Genomic DNA, 18,154 nt, shown 5'->3' with positions numbered 1-18,154 from the left:
GACTTTCACGCTTCCTGTTGCAGGTGGACGCGGACGCCGGGTCCTTGCAGGCTCAGCACGGCGAAGCGGCCGGCACGCGTGACCAGGCCACGAACCAGGGATTCGTAGGGAGTGAGCGTCTCGTAGCCGAACGAGCCCGCCCCTGTTCTCGGCGTCCTCGGCGGCAGCGCGGAGGTCTCGACCCCGGCGATCCAGGCGAGCAGCGCCTCGGGTCCGTCGACGTCGGTGACCGCAGGCTCGGCGGCAGGCAGGACGCCGACCCGCCTGCGCAGATCCGCGCGCAGCTCGCCGTCCACGGTTCCGTACGCTCCCTGCAGCAACCGGCGTAGCACCGGCCGCAGGCTCTCGTACCGCGCGTCGCCGTCGAAGTGACTGATCGCCTGCTCGGCGATCGCGCGGGCGAACGGGGCCACCATCGGAGGTGACCCCATCTCTCGGCGCACGGCGGCGCACTCGGCGGCGAACTCGTGCAGCTCGGCCCAGCGCCCGCGGTCGCGCAGCGCCGCCAGGAAATCGACCGCGACCTCACCGGGCAACTCATGGGCGTAGGCGGCCAGGTCGAAGGCCCACGACGCCGCCTGGGGGAAACCCTCCTGGTCGGCGATCGCTGCCAGGATCGCGTCGGCCTCCAAGAGACTGCCGTGATCGGGCAGTTCCTGCATGGTGACCTGTTGCCGCAGACCGCGCAGCAGCGAAGGCAGCGACGGCAGCGAGGCGCCGTTGGCCAAGCACGGCAGGGCAGTGTCGAAGCCACTGACGCCGAGGCCGGCTGCTTCCAACGCCACGGCGGTTCCGAGCGCGGTATGACAGCGGGTGTGGAGATCGAGCGGCGTGGTTCCGAGCGCCTGGACCAGGGCCGGGACCAGCGTGCGCAGCCGATCCGGCGTCAGCACGCCGCTCTCGTCACGGAGCATCACCCGTGCCGCACCGCTTGCGGCGAGGGAGGCGGCCAGCTGCGCGTACGCCTCGTCGGGGCGGTCGTTGTCGGCCTGGTAGGGCAGGGCGGCGATCGCGACCAGACCTGCTGCCGAGGCCGACTTGAGCGCCGCATGCAGGCGGTCCGCGTCGAGCAGCGGATCGAGCAGGACGACCTGCTGCAGGCCCGCTCCCGCGAGCGTGGCCAACCAGCGGTCGATCACCTCGGGACCGAGGACGTCGGCGCCGGGTCGGCCGTGCCCGGTAAGCAGGTTGACGGTGGCGCGGAGCGGCACGGCTCCGAAGTGCCGCCGCGCGAGTTCCAAGCGGTGCAGCGGGTTCTCGCCGCGGGCGAGGCAGGCGTCCAGGACGGCGGGGCTGAGGATCTCGATCGCGGCGAGTCCCGAGACCGACAACCTGGCGGCCGGCGCGAGCATCATCGAGGTGTCCAGTGCCCCGCCCCACACGGCCGTCTGGCCGTCGGTCAGGCTGGTGTCGGTGAATGCGAGCTTGTACGTGGTCATGCCGGCGCTCCCGCCTCGGTGAGGGACTGACGGGTGTCCGAGCCCTGGCTGCGTGCGGGGAGGAACACGTCCTCGACCCAACGCGTCGTCACCGCCCCGTCGCAGAAGTCGGGGTGGGCCAGCACCGCTCGGTGGAACGGGGCCGTGGTCGTCGGGCCGTCGACCTTCAGCTCGGCCAGCAGGGTGCGCATCTTCTCGATCGCCTCGGCGCGCGTGGGGGCGTGCACGATGGCCTTGGCCAGCAGCGAGTCGTAGTAGGGGGAGACGGTGTATCCCGCGTAGCAGTGGGTGTCGACCCGGACGCCCTCGCCGCGCGGCGCGGACCAGTCGTTGACCAGGCCCGGGCTGGGGGCGAAGCCGCGCTCGGCGTCCTCGGCGTTGATCCGGCACTCGATGGAGTGGCCCTGCAGGACGATCTCGTCCTGGGTGAAGGAGAGCGGCAGGCCGCAGGCGACGCGAATCTGCTCGGCTACCAGGTCCCTTCCGCTGATCATCTCGGTCACCGGGTGCTCGACCTGGATGCGCGTGTTCATCTCCAGGAAGTAGAACTTCCCGTCACGGTCGTCGACGACGAACTCGACCGTGCCCGCGCCGACGTAGTCGACGTTCTTCGCCAGTCGGACCGCAGCCTCCCCCATGGCCTCACGGGCCTTCGACCCGAGCGCGGGCGAGGGCGCCTCCTCGATCAGCTTCTGGTGGCGCCGCTGCGTCGAGCACTCGCGCTCGCCCAGGTGCACCACGTTCCCGAACTGGTCGCCCATCACCTGGATCTCGATATGACGTGCCCGTTCGATGAACTTCTCGACGTAGAGCGTCGGGTCTCCGAAGGCGGACTGCGCCTCCGTGGACGCGGCCCGGAACGCCTGCGGGAACTCCTCGGCCGACCGGACGACGCGCATGCCGCGGCCGCCACCGCCGGCACTCGCCTTCACCAGGACCGGGAAACCGATCTCCACGGCGATCGGCAGGCCTTCCTCCGGGTCGGCGACGGCGCCCGAGCCGGGTACGCACGGAACCTTCGCCTTGGCGGCCAGGCCCACTGCGGTGATCTTGTCCCCCATGCTCTCGATGGCTTCGGGGGTCGGACCGATGAAGATCAGACCGGCCTCGCCGCAGGCGCGGGCGAACGCCGCGCGCTCGGACAGGAAGCCGTAGCCCGGGTGGACCGCGTCGCACCGGCTGTGCTTCGCGGCGTCGATCAGCACGTCGACGCGCAGGTAGCTCTGCGTCGGCTGGGGCGGCCCGATGACCACGGACTCGTCGGCCATGCGCGCCGCCAGGCTGTCGACGTCCGCCTCCGACACTCCGACGACGGTCTCGATGCCGAGCGACCGGCAGGCTCGGATGATGCGGACGGCGATCTCGCCGCGGTTGGCGACGAACAGCCTGCGGATGTCGTGGCGGACGACGGGGGCGTCGAGGATCATGCCGCGTCCTCCGCCTCGTCCGGCACGATGATCATCAGGATCTGGTCCTTGTCCACCGCTTGGGCGTGCTCGACGAGGATGCTGTGGACCCGACCGGTCACCGGTGCGGCAACCGAGTTGAACATCTTCATGACCTCGACCAGGCACATGGTGGTGCCTTCCGTGATCGACTCGCCGGCCTCCACGAAGGGCGGTTGGTCGGGTGCGGGTGTGCGGTAGAACGTCCCGGGCATGGGCGCCCGGATCGCGGTCATGCCGGCCGGGATCTCGACTCCCTGCGCGCCCACAGTCGCCGCGGGCCGCGCCGACGCCGCGACGGGACCCGTCGGTTCGGCGGGACCGGTGGGGGCGGCCGAGGAACCGGCCGCCTGCACCGGCGGCGCGATGGTCAGTGCCTCCAGCGGGGCCGCACCGGGCTTGCGGGCCTGCAGGACGAACTCTCCGATGCGGATCTCGAGCGATTCCAAGTGCTCTGCGCTGTCGAGAAGCTGGAGGATGCGCCGGACATCTGCGTGCTGCAGTGTCATGTTCCACTCCTTGTCATGTCCCACTCCTTGCGTTGCGCTTCCGCGACGGCGCGTTCGGTCAGGCCCGCATGGTGCGCGCAGGCGCCGCTGAGCAGCCCCGGCAGGAATCGGTGGACCTGCCGCACCCATGCGCACGGCAACAGGCGGATTTCGCGGGGATCTGATGTTCGGGGTTCCGAAGCGCTCTGCGGTCCGGAACGGGTTCGCTACAGGAAGGACCCGGGCACACAGGTCGCGGCGCAGCGCCTCGCAGTCGTTACGTTCCAAGTGCCGCTGCTGGTACGCGGCTTCACTTCCGCGCTCCACCAGGATCGGTTCCCAGCGGGCGGTGGGTCAGGCACACCCCAGGTCGACGCCACCTGCGCCTAACTGTGGGGTAACTGGCGCCGAGCAGATCGGGGAGCGTGTGCGGTCATCGGGAGGTTCTCCTGTCCGTGAGCGACGCCGACGCGCGAAGCGCTCCGGCCGGCAGAACTTCCTGCAGGTAGGCGCGGACTTCGTGGGTCGAGCGGGCGACCCGGACGCCGGCGTCGCGCAGCGCTGCGATCTTCTCCTGGACGGTCGCCCCGCCGGCATAGCGCGGGGCGTGCCCGAACGGCAGGGCATCCGGCAGGGAGTCGCCGGCGCGTCCTGCCACCATCGCGACCACGGGCACGTCGATCCGTCCGTCGGCCACGGCGGCCGCAAGGTCGAGCTCCTGCCGGCTGGCGGGTTCACCGAAGACCAGCACGGCCCGGGTCAGCGGGTCCTGGGCCACCAGCTCGACGCCTTCGGTGAGGGGCGTGCCGACCATCGGCACGCCGCCGATCGACACCTGCACGCTGGTGCCCCAGCCCCAGGTCCGCACGAACATCCCCAGCTCGGAGGCCATGCCACCGCTGCGCGAGACGATACCGACCGGACCGGGGGCGAATCGCTCCCATGGCTCATCGCCACCCGGGCAGCCGATCCGACCCACGCCCGGCACCACGATCCCCTGGGAGTTCGGCCCGATGACCCGGCAGTTGCCCCTACGGGCCACCTCCAGGACCCGCAGCCAGTGATGCTGCGGAATCTTCTCGGAGGCGACCACGACCAGTTCGAGCCCGGCCTGCGCCGCCTCCACGACCTCATCCGCTGCGGTCTGCGGCGGCGCGTAGCTCATCGCCACCCGTGCGCCGGTCGCCGCGACGGCCTGCGCGACCGTGTCGAAGACCGGCACGCCGTGTACCTCGGACCCTCCTCGGCCGGGGGTGACGCCGGCCGCCACGCGAACACCCGAGTCGAGCATCCAGCGGGTCTCCAGCCGGCCCTGCATGCCGGTGATGCCCTGCACGAGCAGCCCCGGACCGGATTCCAGAAGTCCTCGGATCATCGGGCGGACCCCTCCCATGCCCGGGGCGCTCGGCCCATTGCTGAGATCAGTAGGTCGCAGGCGTCTTCGAGCGACGCCTCGCGGTCGAGTACGAGTGCTCCCGGCAGGCGCGCCTTCAACATCCCCCGCGCCTCGGCCTCGTACGGCCCGGCCAACCGGACCACCGTCGGCACATGCCCCGCGTCGAATCCGGCCGCCTCGGCGGCCTCGATGAACTCCTGGGCCAGCTCGCGAGCGTCGACCAGGTTCAGCACGGCCGCGCCGAACAGCGCCCCGCGGATTCCGGGGACGGACAGGGCGGAACGGAACAGCGCCTGCACCTTGGCACTCCCGGCACCCGGCGAGGCGTCGAGGTAGCAGGCCGGGAGAACGCCGTTGTCGTACAGGTAGTCCAATCCGACCAGACCCGCTCCTCCCCCGCTGACCAGATAGGCCACGTCCCCGTCGAGCTCGAAGAACGTCACGCCGGGACGGTGGGGCTCGGCGGCGTCCGCCTCCCGGACAGCGATCTCGCGCGGCGTGGGCGCCCGGTGCGGGGTGGTGCCGGGCTCGACCAGAACCGCCGGCCGCAATGCCCTGGCGGCCGCCCGGCCGTGCGGATCGAACTCGACGGCCGCGCCGACGGCGACCAGCCGCCGCGCGTCCCACCGAAAGGGGTTGACCTCGACGAGAACCGCTTCGGCAGCGCAGAAGGCGGCCCAGAGGATCCGCAGCGCGTGAGCGAGTGCCCTGCGCAGGCGCCGGTCCTTCACGTCGGCCTGGTTGAGCAGGGTGACGACCTCGCGGTCGTGCAGTCCCTCCGACAGGCGGACCCTGACCGCAGCCGCCTGACGCGCGTCGAATCCGACGCCACCGGTGACGCTCGCCCGCACGACGGCGCCGTACGAGACCTCGTCGAGAGCGACGGAGAGGTAACACTCGGCCCCCTCGACGTACTCGGCCACGAGAGCGGGCGCCCCACTGCGGAGAGTCGCGGCGACCGCAGCCGCCAGCTCGTCCCGGGACCGGCAGACGTGCACGAGACCGGCCAGTCCCTTGCCGCTGCCGGCGATGTCGGGCTTCACCACCCAAGGCGGCCCGAACGCGGACGCGTGCGGCGCCAGTTCCCGCTCATCTGTCACGACGACCAGTTCGGGCGTCGCGACGCCAAGCCGGCGCAGCCATGGCATCGTCGCGCTCTCGGTGGCACGGGGCATCTGGACTCCCTTCACGGTCGAGTGTCTTGGCGTTCACGCGGTGGACCGCTCGTGTCAGTCTGGAGCGGACCTCCGATTCACGGAAGTGGCCAGTGGTGACCACGGTGATTGCCATCATCGATCGCCCGGCTTATCGTCGGCGCATGAGATCGGAGCAGATGCGCTATCTGGAGGCGGCGATCCGCCTCGGTTCCCTGCGGAAGGCGGCCACGGAGGTGGGCATCGGGCAACCGACGCTCAGCCAGCAGATCCGACGCCTTGAGGAGGACCTCAACGTCAACCTGTTGATCCGCCGCGCCAACGGGGTTCTCCCCAGCGCCGAGGCCCGGATTCTGCTCCCGCACATACGGCAGGTCATCCAGGCCGACCGCGCCCTCCGGGAGGAGGCCGAGCTGATCAACGGACTGCGCAGCGGCTACGTCCGCCTGGGCGCGGTCACCACGGCGGGCCAGATCCTGCTGCCGGAAGTGGTCCCGCTCTACCGGAACTCGTTCCCCAACGTGCGCTTCTCCGTGTGGGAAGCCAGCTCCGCAGCCGTGCGCGAAAAGGTGACGAACGGCGAGCTCGACCTCGGACTGGTCGCGGGGCCCAGCGATCCCGACACCGACGCCGGCCTCGTCTCCACCGATCTGATCTCCGACGAGATCGTGCTGTGCGTACCCCGCGGCCACCCCTTGGCGGACAAGCCGACCGTGAGCGTCGCGGACCTGGAAGGCCAGTCCTGGGTGCTCCCCGCGCGAGGCTACTCCGCGCGGCAGCTGGCGGACTCCCTGTGCGCGGCCAGCGACCAGAACGTCGTCTACGAGACGACCAACCCGCACTCGACCCTGCTCATGGTCGCCGCACGCGTGGGCATCTCCCTGCTGTCCCGATCCGCTCTCCTCAGCCACCGCTCCGACGAGATCGTCACGCCGCCTACCGACTGGGACCCGCTGCGGCTGACCGTGTCCATGATCGCGCGCGCGGACATGCAACCGGGACCGGCGGTGCGAAAGCTCATCGAGGTACTGCGCAGGGTCAGTGCGGAGCGGTCGCAGGCCGCCCTTCGTCACACGACCGCGCCACCGGCCCGAACGCCGCACTGAATCCGCCGGCCGGACGCCTCCACCACACGTGACTCGCGACAACCACCGTGGCGCTATAGACCTGAAGAGCAAGGCTCCCAGCCGACCAACGGCGGAGAACCCGTGCCGCCAGGTCTGGAGGTGATCCCATGGCCGGGAGTGACCCGACCGCCTCCAGGAGTGATCTGGAGGCAGCACTGATCGACGTCCTCTTCACTCAGTCGCCCGTGGGACTGCATCTGCTGGACAGCGATCTGCACGTCGTACGCTTCAACACCGCCACGGCCCTGGCCCGGTCCGTGCCGCCCGAGGACATCCTCGGGCGCGCGTTCACCGAGACATACGGGCTCGTCGAACCCGACGAGATCGAAGCCCTCGTACGCGGGGTCCTCGCGAACGGCGTCCCGGCGATCGATCGCATCGTGCGGCTCCGTCCACAAGCCGCCCCTGAGCGCGAGCACCGATTCGCAGTCTCGGTCTTTCGCCTTCAGAACGACCAGGGGACAGTGCTCGGCCTGGCCGCGGCCGTGGTCGACGTCACCGAGCGCGAACGGGCGCGGGAACGCCTGAACCTGCTCGCCTCGGCGCGCGACAGCGTCGGCCGCACCCTCGACGTAGGGGTTACCTGCCAAGAACTCGCGGACACCGTGGTGCCGGACTTCGCGGACACCGCCGTGGTGGAGGTCGTGGACTCGGCAGTGCGCGGCGACGAACCGCCTCTCGCCCCGCTTTCGGCCGACACCCCACTGCGCCGCGCCGCATTCCGCAGCTGCGTCCCGGACGCACCGCAGGCGCACCCGGTCGGGCATACCCGCGGCGTCCCCGGGCCCACGCCCTACACCGAGGCCCTGAGCGATCTGCGTCCCCGCGTGGTGCGTCTGGGCGACGACCTGCCGTGGCTGGCCGCCGACCCGATCCGGGCCCGGGCCATCCACGCCTCCGGTGCCCACACGCTGCTGATCACACCGATGACGCTGCGCGGTGCCGTGCTCGGACTGATCAGCCTCTACCGCGTCGGGCACGCGGACCCGTATGACGAGGACGACATCGGACTCGCGCTCGACCTGGCCAACCACACCGCCCTGTGCATCGACAACGCCCGCCGCTACACGCGGGAACACACCATCGCCACGGCGCTCGAGCCGCGCCTGCTGCCCGACCGTGCCCTCCCCCGGACTGCCCTGGAGGCCGCCGGCATGCCGCTCCCTTCCGAGGGCACCGTGGGGTGGTACGACACGATCGCCCTGCCCGGCGCCCGGACCGCCCTGGTCGTCGGCGAGATCGCGGGACAGGGTATCCACGTCACCGCAGCCGCAGGGCAACTGCGCACCGTTGTCCGCACCCTGGCCGCCTTCGACCTGGCACCCGACGAGCTCCTCGCCCGTCTGGACGACACCGCGACCCTCCTGGCCGCCGAACGCGCAGCGCTCCCGCCGGGCGACCCCCTGCATCACGAAGCTCTCGCAGCCACCTGCGCGTACACCATCTACGACCCCCTCTCCCTCACCTGCGCGGCCGCCAGCGCCGGCCACCCGGCCTTTGCCGTCACCCTCCCCGACGGGACCACCTGGGCCCCTGATATCCCGCCCGGTCCGCACCTGGGCGCCGTCGACAGGACACCGTTCGCCGCGAACACCTTCGAGATTCCCGAAGACAGCGTGCTGGTCATCGCGAGCCCCTCGACCGTGGGCGCGCCGCCCGTCGATCCCCGACTCCTCCAGAGCCCGCCGGCCGGCGCGGCCCAGCCCGTGGAAGAGCTCCGCGACGACATCGTGTCCACGCAGCTCGCCGCCGACAGCGGTCCGCGGTCCGCCGCAGTGCTTCTCGCCCGCACACGCGGCTTTCCTGCGGAGTGCGTCGCCTCCTGGCAGTTCGACGCCGACCTCACCGCCGCCGCAACCGCCCGACACCACGTTCGCGCCCAACTCGCCGTCTGGAACGTGGATGAGGAGACGGCGTTCAACACCGAACTGATCGTCAGCGAACTCGTCACGAACGCAGTCCGCCACGGCAACCCCCCGATGGAACTGCGCCTGATCCACGACCGCACCCTCACCTGCGAGGTGCGCGACGCCAGCCCTGCCGCACCCCACCTTCGCCACGCCGGCACGGTCGACGAAGGCGGTCGTGGGCTCTTCATCGTCGCCCAGCTCGCTCAGGTCTGGGGTACTCGCTACGCGGCCGACGGCAAGACCATCTGGACCGAGCAGGCGCTCACATGAAGTTCTCAACGATGACGAGGACGAGGAGGGTACGGGGCCGTGAACGCCTTCGACGCCGTCGAGTCCGATGTCGCTGGCGGGGAGGGGCGGAGGCCTCAACTGGCCGATCGGCACGGCCGTTCAGGCGCGTCCGGCGCCCCGGTACAGGTCGAGTTCGCCCGCGAGCTCGACCGCCAGGACGGTGGCGTGCTCGTCGACGTCCGCGGGCACGGGCGCGTCGATCCAGGTGACGCCGGGGACCTCGCCGAGTCCGCCCGTGACCCGGTGGCCGAGTTCGGCGCCCGTGCCAAGGACGCTCACCCGCTTGACGGCGGTGCGCAGGCCCTTGACGGCGATGTGGTCGCGCGGAGCGTCGTAGCAGATCAGGTACAGCGTCCGCCCGTCGGCGGACAGCGTGCTGGGACCGTAGTGGTGGCCCGGCGGCAGGCCTGCGCCGGTGCCGTGCACGGCGGTGTCGTGCCGGGCGATCCAAGCCCCCAGTCCCTCCAGCCGCTGGATCTGCTCGTCCGGGATGGTCCCGTCCTCCTTGGGTCCCACGTCCAGCAGCAGGTTGCCGCCCAGCGCGATGGTCTCCGTGAAGTAGCGGACCAGCTGGCGCACGCTCTTGTGCCGGTGGTCGGCGTGCTGGTAACCCCAGGAGTCATTGATCGTCAGGCAGAGCTCCCACGGACCGTCGGGGACCTGGATCGGGAGCCCCTGCTCGGGAGTGGCGTAGTCGCCGCGCGAGAGCATGCGCGCGTTGAGAACCGTGTCCGGGTTCTCGGCGAGGATCAGGTCGGCGAGCGCGTCGATGCCCCACTGCTGCTCGCTGCGCTCCCACTCGCCGTCGAACCAGAGCAGGTCGGGCCGGTAACGCTGCATCAGCTCGGCGACCTGGCCGTCGCGGTAGGCCAGGTAGCGCCGCCACGCGGCCGGGTCCTCACGGCCGTCGGCCGGTGCGACAAGCGGGTTGGTACGAAGGTCCTGGTTGGACGTCTCGGCGTGGACCACACTCGCGTAGTCGGGATGGTTCCAGTCGGAGTGGGAGTAGTACAGGCCCACCTTGAGTCCCTCGCCACGCAGGGCGTCGACGTAGCCGCGCAGCAGGTCGCGGCCCGCCGGGGTGCGCTTGGCGACATCGAGGTCGCCGTGCGCGGTGTCCCACAGCGCCACGCCGTCATGGTGACGCGCGGTCAGAACGGCGTAGCGGGCGCCGGCTCGGGCGAACAGGGCGGCCCAGGCGTCGGGGTCGTAGCGCGATGCGGTGAAGCCGTCCAGCTGGGCCAGGTACTTCTCCCGGCTGAGCTGGCCGCTGTACATGGCCCAGGACTCCGGGACGCCGTCGACGGCGTAGATCCCGTAGTGGATGAAGATGCCGAGCTTGGCATCGGTGAACCAGGGCTGCATGGGCATGAAGGAACTCCTCGATCGGGAGCCGGGTCGGAGAGGCCCCGGTCCTGCTGGTCGATGATGCTCACGCTAGGAGCAGGGAGTACCTGTTGGCGTGGGTCAGGTTCACCAAGTACTGGTATTTTCCCACCATGACCGAAAGCCCAGGGACAGTCCTGCTCCGGCTCGACACTCCCCCACGCGTGGCGCAGGTCGGCGTCGGCGTGCATGGCACCACGGTCGACCGCGAGGTGTTCCGGCTGCCCGACCTGTGGCAGTTGCACCTGTACCGCTACAGCGCCGAGTTGGTCGTCGACGGGATCGTGCACCTCGTCCGCCCCGGCTGCGTGAGCCTCGTCCCACCGGGAGCCGTCGTCGAGTTCCGCTACCGAGGGCGCTCAGAGCACCTCTACGCGCACTTCGAGCTCGCAGGCCCAGGGGCGCCTGTTCGCCTGCCCGTGGTCCAGGACGCCGCCGCTGACGCGCCAGGCCTGTCCGACACCCTGCTGCGAGCCGTTGCCGCCCACCCGCACACTCCGGCTCGCACGACGGCGGAGGTCTGGGCCGCGCTCTGGTCGGTCGCCGATCTGGCGGCTCCGCGCACCGACGGCCCGCACCCGGCCGTCGCCACCGCGCTGGCGCACATGGAGGCGCACCTCGCCCTCCCGCTCACCGTTCCCGAGATCGCGCGCGCCGCCGGGGTGTCGCACAACCACCTCACCCGGCTCTTCCGCAGCGAACGCGGCGACACCGTGGTCGGCTACCTGCGCCGACGCAGACTTGAGGTCGCACGCCACCTGCTGCGCAACTCCACTCTGCCGATCACAGCGGTCGCCGCGCACGTGGGCATCCCCGACCTCCAGGCCTTCAACAAGGCCTGCCGCCGCGAACTCGGCGCCCCGCCACGGGCGGTACGAGGCGAAGCCACCTCCCGGCCGCTTCCGTGAGCCGTCGGAGGCGGTCGACGAGCTCCGGCGGGGCCCCGGGGAACGAGGCACGGATCCGTTCGCGCCGCCGTGCTCAGGCGGGAGCGTCCCGGACACCGGCCCGGGAGGCAGCCCAACCGGCGGTCAGGCGCGCGGCCTGAGCGCGTAGGGCCCTCAACAGCCGCTCGGTGGTGGCGTTCGCGGTGCCGCCGAGGAGCGCCAGGGCGATCTGTCGGGACAGGCTCTGGTCGTGCGAGCTGGCGATGGGGCGGACCGCCAGGTCGCTGCGCTGTTCCCTGACGCCGAGCCGGCGGACGCCGTGGGCGCCATGGCCGCGGGAAACGCTCCTCTCCCCCGCCCTCACCCGGCGGCTGATCCAGGAGTTCTGCAGCCGACCCGCGCCCGGCACCCCGACCGGGGGTGGAGCGGGGCGGCTGAGCGAGCGCGATCTCGGCGTCGTCCGGCTCGTGGCGAAAGGACTGTCCGACACCAAGATCGCAGCCAGGGTCGAGGTCGGCACCGACGAGGGCGCGGAACCTCCTGTGTGACCAACCAGTGGTGACCCAACTCCACTGTGTGACCGTCCAGTTGTCCGCGTGCATGGGCGTTGCTTGAATCGAGCGGCCGTCGAGCCCGAAGGGGGATCCCCATGTCCGAGACGTCCCGACGTCGCCTCACCGCCACAACCGCGCTGGTCGCCGGCGCTCTACTCACACTCGCGGTTCCCGGTTCCGCGTACGCCAACTCTGTGAGCGTCACCGTCAAGACCCCCGGCGCCACCGCCGGGCCCACCGCTATCGATTCCTCGGTCTCCACCGACGCCGCCTGCGCGAGCGGCCTCGTCTCCGGCGGCGGGATCGACCAGGCCATCGGCACCGGCACCGGCGTGAACGGCAACCACGTGCTGGGCAGCGAGCCCAGCGCCGACGGCACGACCGAGTACACCGGCACGGCCGGCGTCGTCGGCACCGACGTGGCGTACTGGATCGCCAAGGGCGGCAGCGGAGGCCAGATCAACTCCTCCTTCTCCACCACGCCGTACGCGATGTGCCTGACCAGCACCCTGATCAACCACACCCAGGTGGTGATGAACAAGGTCAACGCGCCCACCACCGCGTCGACGGTGGGTCTGGTGACCGCGACCTGCCCGGTGAACACCGTGCTGCTCGGCGGTGGCGCGCTTGTGTCGCCCGCCAACACCGGCAACTTCAAGGTGATCGGCAGCTTCCCGACCTACAACAACAGCGCCCACGACTTCGGCAAGAAGGCCGCGGCCGACGGGGAAACCAACCCTGACTCGTGGAGCGCCGTCGGCTGGGACAACAGCAGCAACGCCGCCAACGAGACCTACGCGTACGCAATCTGCAGCGGGAGTGGCATCAACGTCAGCGGCGTCACCGTGAAGGTGCGCAACACCGAGGCGAGCGGCCCGAACACCGCGAGCACCGGCCAGAACGCGACGGCCACCTGCGGCGGCACGGACGGCAACCTGGTGAGCGGGGGTGCGGCCATCAGCGGTGGCAGCCCGACCACCGCCGACTTCACCGGGCCGGGCTCGTCCGGCGACCACCTGAACGGCGCCTTCCCCAGCGACTCCAGCGGCAACCCGGTGGCCGACGGGACCACCACGGCCGCGTCCTGGACCGCCTTCGCGCACACCGGCGGGATGGCGTCGACCAGCAACCACACCGACGCCTGGGCGCTGTGCGCCAACGACGGCGTCTGATCCATCCGCTGACGGCAGAGAGACCAACGCACATGAAGAACCGATCCCTGCGCTCCTCCCTCCTGGGCAAGGCGCTCGTCCCCGGCAGCGCCCTGGTCCTGGCCTTGTCCGGGGTCGCCGAGGCGCACACCGCGAGCGTCACTGTCGCCAGTCCGGGCCCGACGATCGGCCCCGGAACGCCGTTCACCGGCGTCTCCGCCGACGCCGACTGCCCGCAAGGGCTGGTCACCGGTGGCGGGGCCGACCAGGAGACGGGCGACAACCGGGCCGGCAACGGCAACCACATCATGGGTGTCTCCCCGAGCTCCGACGGCGCAACCGAGTACCTCGACACGGCCGGTGTCGTCGGCGCCGACGCCACCCACTGGCTCGCCTTCGGCGGCAGCGGCAGCAACTCCAGCCCCGCCTTCTCCACCACCCCGTACGCGATGTGCCTGACCAGCAACGGGATCCGGCACACGCTCGTGGTGATGAACAAGGCCGCCGGACCCAGCGTCGGGCAGACCGCGCAGCTCGTCGTCGCGACCTGCCCGGCCGGGACGCGGCTGCTCGGCGGCGGCGCGCGGGCGACCCCGGCGAGCGTCGGCAGCCTCAAGCCGATCGCGAGCTACCCCACCTTCGCCGACGCCGCCCACGACTTCGGCCAGAAGGCCGCGGCCGACGGCGAGACGAACCCCGACTCCTGGGCCGCCGTCGGCGGCATCGGCGGCGGGCGGAACGACGACAACACGACCTACGCCTACACGATCTGCACCGGCTTCGGCGTCGACGCCAAGCACGACACCACCACGGTCCACTTCCGCGAGACGGCGGGCCCGACCGTCGCCAGCACCAGCCAGAAGGTGACGACGGGCTGCACCGACGCCGACGGGGTGCTGGTCAGCGGCGGCGCGGCGGCCAGCGGCGGGTCGGTGACATCGACCGACTTCACCAAGGCCGGGTCGGGGGGCACGCACCTGATCGGCAGCTTCCCGAGCGACGCCGACGGCGTCGCGCTGGGCGACGGGACCGGCGATGCCGCGAGCTGGACCGCCGACATCCACGCCGGCGGCTCGCCCTCGCCGAACACCTTCTCCGACGTCTGGGCGCTCTGCCTCAACGTCCGCGACGGCCAGGGCCGTTAGCCCGGAGGGTGCCGGACCCGACGGCGGGCGTCACACGATGTGGCGTCCGCCGTCGACGGTGAGGACGTCGCCGGTGGTGCAGGCGGCGTCGACCAGCCCCGGGGCCACCGTGTGACGTTCACGCCCCGCCGTCACCCCTTCAGAGGTGGCGGTTCAGGTGGCGTAGACGGAGAAGCCGGAGGCCTGCCCCGCTGGCCAGCCGGTGTTGGCGGTGAAGAAGAGCCGCAGGTAGCGCGCCGTGGCTCCGCCCGGGTAGGTGATGGTCGCGGTGTTACCCGTGGCCGGGTCGAACAGGTAGCCCGCCGAGGTGACGACCGTGCTGAAGTTGGTCCCGTCCGTGCTGCCGAGCACGGTGACGGTCTGGGTGCGGGCGCCCCACGCGGTCGACGGAGGCAGGGTCAGCACGATCCTGCGCGTGGTCACCGCAGTGCCCAGATCGACCTGGAGCCACTGCGGGAACGCGTTGTCCACGCTCTCCCAGTAGGTCGTGGGGTCGCCGTCGACCGCGTTGGCGGCGACGTAGTTCTGGGTGTGACCGCTGTCGACGACAGACTGATGCAGCGCCAGGTCCGGATCGGGGGTCCCTCCGCCGGAGCCGGTCACCGGTTGCGTGGGACGGGTGGCGGTGAGCGCGATCTGGCCCTTGAGCATGGAGCCGCCGTCGGCGGTCAGCCGCAGGTAGTAGTCGGAGGAGCAGGCGGTGCCGTCCTCGTCCAGGGCCAGCAGACCCGATCCGGTGGGCACCCGGCTCTGGTTCTTGGCGGTCTCGGCGATCTGGTTGCCCTCGCCGAACTCGTCGAACATCGAGATGTAGACGCTCTGCACCCCGGCCCGGGTCATGTTGTAGAACTGCCGCCACATGAAGTCGCCGTGGGCCCGCTGGCGGGCCGAGAGGTCGCCCGGCAGCACGCAGGGCTGGTAGTCGATGCCGTTGGCGGCGCAGTCGGCCAGGTCCGGCACGGTGGCGTTGGTGTAGAAGTTGTCGGAGTCCGCGGCGGTACCGATCCGGCCGACCATCCACGGCGAGAGCATGTCGAAGGCGTGGTAGACGTCCAGATAGCCCGGCCGGGAGTCGCTGGTGCCCAGCCGCCACCAGGTCGGCACGCCGCCCATGACGTAGCAGCCCTGGGACTTGAACCAGCTGATGACGTCGCTGCAGGCGGCCGGATCCCAGGGGTGATTGGCGTCGTTGAAGCCGAACCCCCAGATGCCGACGACCGGTTGGCCGTTCTGACGGGCGTAGGCGGAGGACGCGGTGTGCGTGGACATGGTGTTCGTCCAGTCCGTCTTGATCTCGGACTGCATGTTCGTCCAGCCGCTCACGTCGTACATCACGTAGAACTTGACGCCGTGCGACTCGGCCGAGCTGCGGACGCGGGCGGTGATGGCGTTGCGGGTCGGCCCCTCGCTGCCGTTGGGGTCGAAGCGCTGCAACGCGGCGGTGTCACAGCCGTTCTGCTGCATCCACTGGAAGTGGGTGTCGATGGTCTGCTGGTCGTAGGAGGAGAAGAGGGTCGCCGGTGTGCCGTCGCCGAGGTTGGCGTAGCCGGTCTGGTAGGTGGCGGTGAAGGCACGCGAGTCGGGCCAGGCCTTGATGACGTTGTTGCTCGGCGAGGGCGCCTGGGACCAGTCCTGGCTCCAGTGCCACCAGGCGTCGATCGGCGCGCCGTCGCCGGGGCAGGCGAACCAACCCTGGTAGCCGACGGTAACCTTGCCGACGACGTCACCGACGGGGCTCGCGGCCCGCGCCGTACCAGGCAGCGTGATCCCGCCGAGGGCGACGCCGGCGGCACCCGCGGAGAGGGTGGACAGGAAGGTGCGACGAGAGACTGCCATGGACCATCCCGGGGACAGGGCGGCCGATCCGGACGGGGTGGATCCCGGCCGCGTTCTGTGCGGGAGCGTATTGACGCGACGACATCAAAGCAAGACTTCGAACCACTTGCGCAAGAAATGACGTACAGCACGCAAAACTTGAGTTGGAGTCACCGCGACCGCACCACTCGGGTGCGTCCGACGCAGCGTGCCTGACGCGCGGCGTCGGCACCGGGAAGCGGTGCCGGGTGTCGGGCAGTCGTCGGAACTGGAGCGAGCGCCGCGGTTCGGCGAGGGCCCGCGGTGGGTCCTCGCCGAGGCGGCGCGCGCTACGGGATGATGACGGCCAGGCGCTGCACACCCGTTCCGTAGTTGATGTACAGCAGGGCGGTGGTTGCGGTTGCTGTGGAGGGGACGACCACGTCCAGGTTGTCCGGTCCCCACGCGGCATCCGACGCGAGGGCGGGGATGTCCCAGTACTCGAAGTTGCCGACGGTGATGCCCTGGGTGGCGGTGGTGTCGGCCAGTTCAGTCGCGGTGCTGGTCGAGGTCGCGTTGTTGGTGACCGTGAAGGGCAGCGTTGTGGTCGCCCCGCGGGTGACCTCGCAGGTGTTGGGCGGGGTGGCGCTGACGCTGAGCGGCCCGTGGCTGGCAGTGCCGGTCAGACCGCCCATCTCCGCGGAGAACGCGCCCAGCCAGCTGCACGCGCTCGCGTCAGTGGGTGTGTTGCCCCAGAGGACGGCGCCCTGGGTGTCGGCCTGCAACTGCTGGAACTCCACGTCCCAGTCCACGCCGCTGAGCCAGCTGGTGCTGCTGCCGTTGTCCCACTGGCCCTCGACGTAGGGGTAGATGGGCAGGCTGGAGTTGATCGCGTGGTCGTTGGTGACCGCGGCGCTCAGCTCGGAGGACCAGTCCGAGGTGGTGGCCCAGCGGTTGTACATGGAGGGGGCGAAGAAGTTGAGGTAGCCGCTGGCGTACAACTCGGCCGTGTAGGAGCTGTAGGCGCTGGACCAGTCGTAGGAGTACTCGCCGATCGGGGCGGACGGTTCGGCGTCGTGCGCCCAGGTGATCAGCTCCTTGAAGAGGGTGACTTCCTGGGCGGCCTGGGCGTCCGAGCCGGCGCTGACAGGGAGGATGTTCTCGAAGTCCAGGGTGATCGGCCCGGTCGAGCCGGACTTGTCGAGGCTGACGTATTCCTGCACCTTGGCCTCGAACGTGCTCTGCGAGGGCACGTTGCTGCAGCCGGTGGTGGAGCAGGACAGGCTCCAGTCGTCGTAGACGGTCGCGGCGTCGGTCACGCCGAACTGCTCCAGGTCGGCGTTGGGGGCGTTCTCGTTGGTGGAGTTGTACACAGTGAACGACGCCGCGTGGGCGGGGGTGGCCGCCGGCGCGAGGACCAGGGCCAACATCAGGACGATGAGCGTCGGAACGAACCGGTGGGTGAGGTGCACGCGCATAGTGACTCCCGTGTCACAGTAGGGGTGGCAGTGCTGGTCGTGACTCCTTTCGTTGCATGGCGCCCCGGGGCGGTGCTCGGAGCGCAGGGGCTGGCAGGTCAGCGGAGGTGGACGGTGACCGCCTGGGTGGTTCCGGTGAGGCCGGTCAGGTCGCCGAAGGTGAGTTGGAGGGTGCGGCCGGTGGTCGCGGCTGCTAGCGAGGCGGGCTGGGCGGTGACGGTGCGGACCGGGCGGTTCCAGGTGACGGTCAGTCCGGTGTTCAGCCGCGTCGGGTCGGAGACGCAGAGGGTGGCGGTGCCGTCGCGGTGCTCGCGGATCAGGACACTCGCCGGGGCGCTGGCGGTGAGCTCGCCGACGGTGCCTGCGGCGAAGAAGTTGACGGCCGTGAAGCCGAGCCTGGGCACGGTCACGCCCTGCTGGGCGCCGGTGTTGGCGAGGACGTGCAGCCAGTCGCGGTCGGCGGCGCGGTCGGCGACCTGCCGGGTGCGGGCGGTCGGCATCAGGATGTA

15 protein-coding genes are annotated in these 18,154 nt (G+C 70.8%); 5 read left to right on the top strand and 10 right to left on the bottom strand.

The window, feature by feature from the left end; genetic code table 11:
• Window positions 1-5: 5 nt before the first annotated feature.
• From ABH940_RS28495 to ABH940_RS28475, 5 genes are all read right to left on the bottom strand, one after another.
• On the bottom strand, window positions 6-1,439 hold the full coding sequence (locus tag ABH940_RS28495; protein WP_370071939.1) for a hypothetical protein: 1,434 nt from the start codon (window positions 1,437-1,439) through the stop codon (window positions 6-8).
• Window positions 1,436-2,866 (bottom strand): acetyl-CoA carboxylase biotin carboxylase subunit, encoded by a 1,431-nt coding sequence (gene accC, locus ABH940_RS28490; protein WP_370106569.1) that lies wholly within the window; start codon window positions 2,864-2,866, stop codon window positions 1,436-1,438. The genes ABH940_RS28495 and accC overlap by 4 nt, the downstream gene beginning before the upstream one ends.
• Window positions 2,863-3,393, bottom strand: coding sequence for an acetyl-CoA carboxylase biotin carboxyl carrier protein subunit (locus tag ABH940_RS28485; protein WP_370071937.1), 531 nt, complete (start codon window positions 3,391-3,393; stop codon window positions 2,863-2,865). Before ABH940_RS28485 ends, accC begins: the two co-directional genes overlap by 4 nt.
• A gap of 412 nt (window positions 3,394-3,805) precedes the next feature.
• Entirely contained in the window at window positions 3,806-4,747 is a 942-nt protein-coding gene (locus ABH940_RS28480; RefSeq protein WP_370071936.1) for a hypothetical protein, read from the bottom strand.
• Entirely contained in the window at window positions 4,744-5,943 is a 1,200-nt protein-coding gene (locus tag ABH940_RS28475; protein WP_370071935.1) for an ATP-grasp domain-containing protein, read from the bottom strand. The genes ABH940_RS28480 and ABH940_RS28475 overlap by 4 nt, the downstream gene beginning before the upstream one ends.
• 143 nt (window positions 5,944-6,086) lie before the next feature.
• Here ABH940_RS28475 and ABH940_RS28470 point away from each other — a divergent pair, with 143 nt between their 5' ends.
• Window positions 6,087-7,028, top strand: a complete 942-nt coding sequence (locus ABH940_RS28470; RefSeq protein ID WP_370071934.1) for a LysR family transcriptional regulator — start codon at window positions 6,087-6,089, stop codon at window positions 7,026-7,028.
• Between the two features lie 128 nt (window positions 7,029-7,156).
• The gene (locus ABH940_RS28465; RefSeq protein ID WP_370106568.1) at window positions 7,157-9,229 is read left to right on the top strand and encodes a SpoIIE family protein phosphatase; all 2,073 of its coding nucleotides are present in this window, start codon (window positions 7,157-7,159) and stop codon (window positions 9,227-9,229) included.
• A 120-nt stretch (window positions 9,230-9,349) separates the two neighbouring features.
• On the opposite strand, the gene ABH940_RS28460 is transcribed toward ABH940_RS28465, so the two are convergent.
• Complete coding sequence (locus tag ABH940_RS28460; protein ID WP_370071932.1) at window positions 9,350-10,621, bottom strand: alpha-L-fucosidase; 1,272 nt, start codon at window positions 10,619-10,621, stop codon at window positions 9,350-9,352.
• 128 nt (window positions 10,622-10,749) lie between these two features.
• Here ABH940_RS28460 and ABH940_RS28455 point away from each other — a divergent pair, with 128 nt between their 5' ends.
• Window positions 10,750-11,544, top strand: a complete 795-nt coding sequence (locus ABH940_RS28455; protein ID WP_370071931.1) for a helix-turn-helix domain-containing protein — start codon at window positions 10,750-10,752, stop codon at window positions 11,542-11,544.
• Window positions 11,545-11,617: 73 nt separating this feature from the next.
• On the opposite strand, the gene ABH940_RS28450 is transcribed toward ABH940_RS28455, so the two are convergent.
• Window positions 11,618-12,013 carry a hypothetical protein gene (locus tag ABH940_RS28450; protein ID WP_370071930.1) on the bottom strand — a complete coding sequence of 132 codons (396 nt, stop codon included), beginning with the start codon at window positions 12,011-12,013 and terminating at the stop codon, window positions 11,618-11,620.
• A gap of 159 nt (window positions 12,014-12,172) precedes the next feature.
• On the opposite strand from ABH940_RS28450, the gene ABH940_RS28445 reads away from it, so the two are divergent.
• Together ABH940_RS28445 and ABH940_RS28440 are read left to right on the top strand one after the other, a co-directional pair.
• A complete protein-coding gene (locus tag ABH940_RS28445) occupies window positions 12,173-13,249 on the top strand; it encodes a hypothetical protein (RefSeq protein WP_370106567.1) in 1,077 nt (358 codons plus the stop codon).
• 32 nt (window positions 13,250-13,281) lie between these two features.
• Window positions 13,282-14,373 carry a hypothetical protein gene (locus ABH940_RS28440; protein WP_370106566.1) on the top strand — a complete coding sequence of 364 codons (1,092 nt, stop codon included), beginning with the start codon at window positions 13,282-13,284 and terminating at the stop codon, window positions 14,371-14,373.
• A 153-nt stretch (window positions 14,374-14,526) separates the two neighbouring features.
• On the opposite strand, the gene ABH940_RS28435 is transcribed toward ABH940_RS28440, so the two are convergent.
• From ABH940_RS28435 to ABH940_RS28425, 3 genes are all read right to left on the bottom strand, one after another.
• The gene (locus ABH940_RS28435; protein WP_370106565.1) at window positions 14,527-16,209 is read right to left on the bottom strand and encodes a discoidin domain-containing protein; all 1,683 of its coding nucleotides are present in this window, start codon (window positions 16,207-16,209) and stop codon (window positions 14,527-14,529) included.
• Window positions 16,210-16,517: 308 nt separating this feature from the next.
• Window positions 16,518-17,645 (bottom strand): hypothetical protein, encoded by a 1,128-nt coding sequence (locus tag ABH940_RS28430; protein WP_370071926.1) that lies wholly within the window; start codon window positions 17,643-17,645, stop codon window positions 16,518-16,520.
• Between the two features lie 98 nt (window positions 17,646-17,743).
• On the bottom strand, window positions 17,744-18,154 hold a 411-nt coding region (locus tag ABH940_RS28425; protein ID WP_370106564.1), incomplete at its 5' end, for a polysaccharide lyase beta-sandwich domain-containing protein.

Source organism: Streptacidiphilus sp. BW17 (assembly GCF_041262485.1).
GTDB lineage: Bacteria > Actinomycetota > Actinomycetes > Streptomycetales > Streptomycetaceae > Streptacidiphilus.
This window is presented reverse-complemented; position numbering and strand designations above follow the sequence as displayed.